At 54.2% G+C, this 7182-nt stretch carries 5 protein-coding genes; 2 read left to right on the top strand and 3 right to left on the bottom strand.

All coding sequences use genetic code 11. The annotated features are described in order from the left end of the window. Positions 1-74: 74 nt before the first annotated feature. The 3 genes from F3H12_RS09480 to F3H12_RS09470 all read right to left on the bottom strand — a co-directional run bounded on the left by F3H12_RS09480 (position 75) and on the right by F3H12_RS09470 (position 4507). Positions 75-650, bottom strand: a complete 576-nt coding sequence (locus F3H12_RS09480; protein ID WP_149679103.1) for an epoxyqueuosine reductase — start codon at positions 648-650, stop codon at positions 75-77. Further along, positions 647-1504, bottom strand: coding sequence for a CPBP family intramembrane glutamic endopeptidase (locus F3H12_RS09475; RefSeq protein WP_149679102.1), 858 nt, complete (start codon positions 1502-1504; stop codon positions 647-649). Before F3H12_RS09475 ends, F3H12_RS09480 begins: the two co-directional genes overlap by 4 nt. A 342-nt stretch (positions 1505-1846) precedes the next feature. Further along, positions 1847-4507, bottom strand: coding sequence for a calcium-translocating P-type ATPase, SERCA-type (locus F3H12_RS09470; RefSeq protein WP_149679101.1), 2661 nt, complete (start codon positions 4505-4507; stop codon positions 1847-1849). 249 nt (positions 4508-4756) lie between these two features. Here F3H12_RS09470 and F3H12_RS09465 point away from each other — a divergent pair, with 249 nt between their 5' ends. Then, complete coding sequence (locus F3H12_RS09465; RefSeq protein ID WP_149679100.1) at positions 4757-5497, top strand: ATP-binding protein; 741 nt, start codon at positions 4757-4759, stop codon at positions 5495-5497. Positions 5498-5514: 17 nt separating this feature from the next. Then, complete coding sequence (hcp, locus tag F3H12_RS09460) at positions 5515-7080, top strand: hydroxylamine reductase (protein WP_340162582.1); 1566 nt, start codon at positions 5515-5517, stop codon at positions 7078-7080. The last annotated feature ends 102 nt before the right edge of the window (positions 7081-7182 follow it).

Below are 7182 nucleotides of genomic sequence, written 5' to 3'. Positions count from 1 at the left end.
TACACTTAGTCGTTTCCATTTGTAGGTTTTTTCTTTTTTTAAACTTACCAGAAGCCTTTCAGGCCTCATTTCTTTCATACTAAGTTAACAGAGCCCAGTTCCGGAGACCAGTTGATGCCCTTGACAGCCTTTCCGGGGCAGGCTTCCCGGCAACGGGTACAGGTCCCGCAGGAGGAAGCATTTACCGGTATTCCTGCAGGCAGAGGCGCATTGGTCAGAACAGACGTGAATCGCAGGGCAGAGCCAAAGCTTTTTGTGACCAACAACGCACATTTGCCTATCCAGCCAAGCCCGGCCCTTGTGGCCACGGTCTTGTGGGGCAGCGGCGTCCGCAAGGCGTTCCTGTCCTGGACGACTCTCGTGGTGGTCTGCGGGATGGCTTCAAATCCATGCCCTTTCAAATAATCGGCAGTGTATTCTGCCAGGCTGTTCAGCTGCTCGTTTAGCCTCACGTATTCCTCATAGTATGCCAGGGTCGGTCCGTTTTCTATGCCCCGGATAATGTCGGGACGGATGGCCACGGCGATGGAAACGCCATAGGCAAAATCCATGCGATCCTTTGCAGGAAAATCTTTCAGATCCGCAAACCCTACCAGGCTTGCTCCCCTCTCCAGCAGATTCGAACGAAGTCCCGAGCTCAAATGATTCATACGCACACCTCTTCACAGGCCTCCTGCGGATCCGGCTGCAGCTTCTTGAAGGTAAACGGCCAGATCACAAGGAGGATAATGGTTACAACGAGATTAAGGTAAAAGAGATTCAATCCGTCCGCAATATTCATGGGAATATTGTTCAGCACATGGACACCGATGGCGAAGAATAGATTGTCGGTGACAATATAGATCAAGGATAAGAAAACTCCCAGGACTGCCGGCAAAAGAATGCTGATCAGCATCTGATCCGGTGCCACTCCCGAGTAAAGCCTGTTTGGGATATGGATAAGCCCGAAAAGCGTCTGGGATATCAATACGGCAATCGCCGTACGCCATTTACCCGCAGGAATCTTTTTGCTTATCTGGGGCACCAGAAAGCCTCTGAATGTGATCTCCTCAAAAAGGGCATTGCCAAAAACCTGGCCCAATAGAGCTCCAATCAGGACAGGGACCCCATAGACCTGCCAGTTTCCGGACCAAATGATATTGCCGGTCAGCAGGATTGATGCGACCACGTTAATGATTTCCTTGGCAAGCCAGAGCGTCAGAGTGGCAGCAATGCCGGCCGCCAGGCGGTTTCTTTTTATGCCGAGATCCGCCCAGGAAAGCCTGCCGAGACGGATTATCAACAGACAAACCAGCACGGCAATCATCAGGAGGTTGGCCAACAGGGTTTCATTGATGATGCCAAAGGTCATTTGCCGGAAAACCGATAGGATACCGGACGGAAAGATGACCAGGTTGATCAGCGTGCTTAACAATACCTCCAGCACAATAAACAGGACGATGATACGCCAGGATGTCTCCCCGATGTTCCTGAGCCTGAGCCCGCCATAGCGCGACCAAAGCATAGTCCCCTCTCCTTTTTAATATTGGATACCAGTCTATCACAAAATATGGAGAAACACCAACATACTATACGCATCAAATTGGAATCGGTCTGATGTCCGGTGCTTGTGATGTCTTTGCGAGTGAAGCATCAGCGGAGCATGGCAATCTATGGGAGCTATAGCTGGATTGTCATTGCGAGGAGCCAAGCGACGAAGCAATCTCTTCAGACCAGGATTCAAGTAAGGTTCAGGCGTCAATTGTGGGCTCAGCACAGTACTGCAACTCAATATAAAAAAAACGGGAAGCCGGCTGCAAATCCAGGCAATGCCCCGGCTTCCCGCTTCATTTCCGTAACTGGAAATTCATTGCGCCTTTCTGTTCCAGATTCGCCGTTCAATCCACTTGACCGCTTCCACGATGGGGATCATCAGGAAGGACAGGCCGATAACCGTCAGCCATTGTCCGACGGTAAGGGGCGTCACTCGGAACAGCCCGTTCAGGAAGGGCAGGAAGACAACCGAAAGCTGCAGCAGAGCTGAGAGCAGGAACGCACCTATCAGCCACGGATTGGAAAACAGCCCGAGCCTGAAGACGGACTCCTCATTGGAGCGCGTATTGAACGAGTGGAAGAGCTGGATGAGCCCCAGCGCCACGAAGGCCATGGTAGTGGCCGTCTCCGGAGAATACTGCCTGCCGATAAGATAGGCTATGAGCACCAGGCTTCCTTCCAGAATCCCCTGGTAGATGATATTGAAGCCCACCCTGTCTGCAAAGAAGCTGCTTTTGGGATCCCTGGGCGGCTTGTTCATGACATCCGGTTCGGCCTGTTCCATGCCCAGGGCCAGCGCAGGCAGGGTGTCGGTGATCAGGTTGATCCAAAGGATATGGATCGGGAACAGGATATGATCGCTGAAAAGAGCGGGCAAAAGCGTTGCGATGAACAGGGTGAAGACCTCGCCCAGGTTGCAGGAAAGCAGGAACTGCACCGTCTTTCGGATATTGCTGTAGATCTTGCGCCCTTCCCTGACCGCGTGGACGATGGTGGCAAAATTGTCATCGGCCAGCACCATGTCGGACACGCCCTTGGAAACCTCGGTACCGGTAATGCCCATGCCCACTCCGATATCCGAGGATTTCAGGGCCGGCGCATCGTTCACCCCGTCCCCCGTCATGGCCACAATCTTTCCTTTATGCTTCCATGCCTTGACAATCCGTACCTTATGCTCCGGTGAAACCCTGGCATAAACCGAGTAGCGATCCACCTGCTCGTTGAACGCTTCATCAGAGAGAGCGCTCAACTGGCTTCCGGTGATGACTTCATCGCTAGTGCGGGCAATCCCCAGTTCCCGGGCGATGGCCGCCGCCGTATCCCTGTGGTCGCCGGTGATCATGATGGGGCGTATCCCGGCCTGTTTGCATATCCTGACGGCTTCCTTCGCCTCCTCCCTCGGCGGATCGATCATGCCCACAAGGCCGATAAAGGCCAGCCCGCTTTCCATTGTCTCCTGCGTAACGGTTTCGGGAACCCGGTCCAGGGTCTTCCGGGCTACCGCCAGAACCCTTAAGGCCTGGTCGGCCATTTCCTTGTTGGCCTTTACGATGGCTTTCCTGTCCTCATCGGTCAGATCCCTGACGTTACCGTCTTCCAGGATATGGTTACACCTTTCAATCAGCACATCAGGCGCACCCTTGGTGATGGAAAAGACGCCCTCCGGGGATTGATGGACCGTGGTCATCAGCTTCCTTTCCGAATCGAAGGGCAGTTCTGCCACGCGGGGATTACCCTTCTCCGTTTCCTCCATGGATAACCCCATCTTCATGCCGTATTCCACCAGGGCCGTTTCCGTGGGATCTCCCAGGAGCCGCGCCTCATTGCCTTTCCTGTCCATCTTCGAGTCATTGCACAGCATGATGGCACGGATAAACTGCCTGAAATGCCCGTCGGCAGCGCTCGCTTCCTCTGCGGCCATCAGCTTTCCGTTCATGTAAACGGCCTTCACGGTCATCTTGTTCTGGGTAAGGGTCCCTGTTTTGTCGGAACAGATGATCTGGGTGCTACCCAGCGTCTCAACGGCGGACAGCTTTCTGATGATGGCGTTCTTTTTAGCCATTCTCTGGACGCCAATGGCCAGCACAATGGTGACCACGGCGGCCAGCCCCTCGGGGATGGCGGCAACCGCCAGGCTGACCGCCATCATGAAGATATCAAGGGTTTCCCTGCCCTGGAGCAGGCCCACCGCGAACATGACCAGGCATACCAAAAGCACGCCGATGCTCAGGATCCTGCTCATCTCGTTAAGCTTTCTCTGCAGTGGGGTCTGGGAATCCTCAGCCATGGCAAGATGCCCGGCTATCTTTCCCACCTCGGTTTTCATACCGGTTTGGGTGACGATTCCCACGCCCCTTCCATAGGTGACATGACTGCCGGAATAGGCCATGTTTTTCCTGTCACCGATGACCAAATCCTTCTCCTTCAGAGGTTCCGTCACCTTTTCCACCGGAACCGATTCACCTGTGAGCGCAGCTTCCTCAATCTTGAGGCTGGCGCTTTCCAGAAGCCGCATGTCGGCCGGAACCACATCCCCGGCTTCCAGCAGGACAATATCGCCGGGAACCAGCTCTTCGGTTTTTATCTGCCTGACATTACCGCCGCGCCTGACCTTCACATGGGGCGATGACATCTTTTTCAGCGCAGCAAGCGCCTTTTCAGCCTTGCTCTCCTGTATGACACCCAGCACGGCATTCAGGAGTACCACAAAGAGGATGATGGCCGCATCGGCCGTCTCCTTTGCAACGGTCGCCGAAATGACGGCAGCCACCAGGAGCACAATCACCATGAAGTTTTTAAACTGCTCCAGAAACATGGCCGGAAGGGTCCTCTTCTTCCCTTCTTCCAAAGCATTTGCTCCGTATTTCCCAAACCGTTCGCCGGCTTCGGCATCGGTCAGGCCTTCCGGACGGGATTGAAGAACGCGGATGACTTCCTCCGCTTCCATGGTATGGAAGCACATACCGTTATCCATTGCTACCTCCGTAAATGATACGGTTTGCCATTGAACACCGTTATTTAGTGTAGCCCATGTGCCCCCTTTCTATCAAGGGTATATTTCTCTGACGGAATAGGGATAGAGATTTTCAGCCAACAATCCATCAATTCCGCAGGAAATTTATTTTTGTAGCCAGGGCTACCGATACACATCCCCTTTAGCAATATAATGGCATTGCAAGAAAACGAAAAAGACCCTGTGAACAGGGATTAAGAGGTGAATACCATGATCAGAAAAATTGTCAAAATCGATGAAGATAAATGCAACGGGTGCGGCCTGTGCATCACCGCATGCCATGAAGGTGCCTTGCAGCTTGTGAACGGTAAGGCCAGGCTGGTGTCCGAAGCCTATTGCGACGGTTTGGGAAACTGCCTGCCCGAATGCCCCACCGGTGCCATCACCATAGAGGAAAGAGAAGCGGCAGCCTTTGATGAAGCGGCCGTACTGCAGAACATGGCGCAGAAAGCATCTTCCCAGGCTCAGGACCCGGTGCACCACCACGCCCACACAGGCGGTTGTCCCGGAAGCCGGGCCATGTTCATCCGGCGCGAGGCCGCCGAAAGCAGACCAGGGGTTCCTGCGAACACCGAAAAGCCGCAGTCCGAACTCAGACAGTGGCCCTGCCAGATTCGTCTGGTACCTCCCAACGCGCCCTATTTCCAGGACGCACACCTTTTGGTGGCTGCCGATTGTACGGCCTACGCCTATGCCAACATCCACCAGGACTATATGAAAAACAAAATCACCATCATCGGCTGTCCCAAGCTGGATGATGAGGATTATTCCGAAAAGCTGACCGATATTCTCAGCTATAACGACATCAGGAGTATTACGGTTCTCCGCATGGAAGTACCCTGCTGCGGTGGCATTGTGAACGCCGTCAAGAATGCCCTTCTCAACAGCGGCAAAATGATTCCCTGGCAGGTGGTCACCATCGGAACCGACGGAACCATACTGAACGATTAAATGCAAGGAGGAAATGAATTATGTCAATGTTTTGCTTCCAGTGTGAACAGACTGCAGGAGGAAAGGCCTGCACCATGGCGGGAGTATGTGGAAAATCCGCCCTGGTTGCCAACAAGCAGGATGCCCTCACCGGTGCCCTGGTTGGCCTGGCCAGGGCCGCATCCGGGAAAAAACCTTCCAGGCGGGCTGTTGAACTCATGATAGATGGTTTGTTCGCCACCATCACCAACGTCAATTTTGACCCGGAGAGAATCGATGATCTGAAGAGGCAGATTGAAGAGGAAAAGGACAAGCTCGGGGGGGCGGAGAACTTTTCTGAAACAGCCCTCTGGGAGGGTGACCCGGATATCGTGTCACTGCGCTCCACCCTGCTCCTCGGTATCCGGGGCATGGCTGCCTATGCCCATCATGCCTATGTATTGGGGAAGCAGGATCAGGAGGTCAACGAGTGGTTCTTCAAGGGCATGCGAGCCATTGGCGAAGAGCATACCGTGGAGGAATGGCTGGACCTGCTCATGGAATTCGGGCATGTAAACCTCAAGTGCATGGCGCTTCTCGACGAAGCCAACACGTCCGCTTACGGTCACCCCGTACCCACCAAGGTTTCAACCATTATTGAGAAGGGTCCCTTCATCGTGATCAGCGGTCACGACCTGCATGATCTGAAAATGCTGCTGGAGCAGACAAACGGCAAGGGCATCAACATCTATACCCATGGCGAGATGCTGCCTGCCCACGGTTATCCTGAGCTTAAGAAATATCCGCACCTGAAAGGCAACTTCGGCACCGCATGGCAGAACCAGCAGAAGGAGTTCATGGATATCCCGGCTCCGGTACTCTTCACTACCAACTGCCTGATGCCGCCAAAGCCCAATTACAGCGACAGGATCTTCACCACGGCCGTTGTCGGCTATCCTGGCCTGGTCCATATCCCGGCGGATGAAAAAGGCTATAAGGATTTCACTCCAGTCATTGAAAAGGCACTTGAGCTGGGCGGTTATCCCGAGGATCATGTGATGGCCGGCATCAACGGTGGAACCGAGCTCATAACCGGCTTTGCCAGGAACACGGTCCTGGGTGTGGCCGACAAGGTGATTGAGGCCGTAAAGACCGGTGCCATCAGGCACTTCTTCCTGGTTGGCGGCTGCGACGGCGCAAAGACCGGCAGAAACTACTACACCGACTTTGTGAAGCAGACCCCCGCCGATACGGTCATCCTGACGCTCGCCTGCGGCAAGTTCAGGTTTAACGACCTCCAGTTGGGCGAGATCGGCGGCCTGCCGAGAATCATGGACATGGGCCAGTGCAATGACGCTTACTCGGCCATCCAGGTTGCGCTGGCGCTTTCCAAGGCCTTCAACTGCGATGTGAACGAACTGCCGCTGACCCTCGTGCTCTCCTGGTATGAGCAGAAGGCAGTATGCATCCTTTTGACACTCCTGGCCCTGGGCATCAGGAATATCTACATCGGGCCTTCTGTTCCGGCCTTCTTCTCCTCGAACGTGCTCAGCGTGCTGGTTGAGAAGTTCGGCATCAAGCCCATCAGCACACCCGAACAGGATCTGAAGGCCATCCTGGGCTAAGGATGCATGCTGATTCATATAGCGAACCCCGTGGCGGACTGATACAGTCACCTGCCGCGGGGTTTTGTTATATGAGGGATTGTTACTTCGCTTTCCGGAGAT

This window comes from Thermoclostridium caenicola (assembly GCF_900142095.1).
Classification (GTDB): Bacteria; Bacillota; Clostridia; order DSM-8532; family DSM-8532; genus Thermoclostridium_A; species Thermoclostridium_A caenicola.
This window is presented reverse-complemented; position numbering and strand designations above follow the sequence as displayed.

Excerpts from the sequence above, each read along its gene's own strand:
- F3H12_RS09480 (WP_149679103.1), bottom strand. The coding sequence starts at position 650 with ATGAATCATTTGAGCTCGGGACTTCGTTCGAATCTGCTGGAGAGGGGA.
- F3H12_RS09475 (WP_149679102.1), bottom strand. The coding sequence starts at position 1,504 with ATGCTTTGGTCGCGCTATGGCGGGCTCAGGCTCAGGAACATCGGGGAG.
- F3H12_RS09470 (WP_149679101.1), bottom strand. The coding sequence starts at position 4,507 with ATGGATAACGGTATGTGCTTCCATACCATGGAAGCGGAGGAAGTCATC.
- F3H12_RS09465 (WP_149679100.1), top strand. The coding sequence starts at position 4,757 with ATGATCAGAAAAATTGTCAAAATCGATGAAGATAAATGCAACGGGTGC.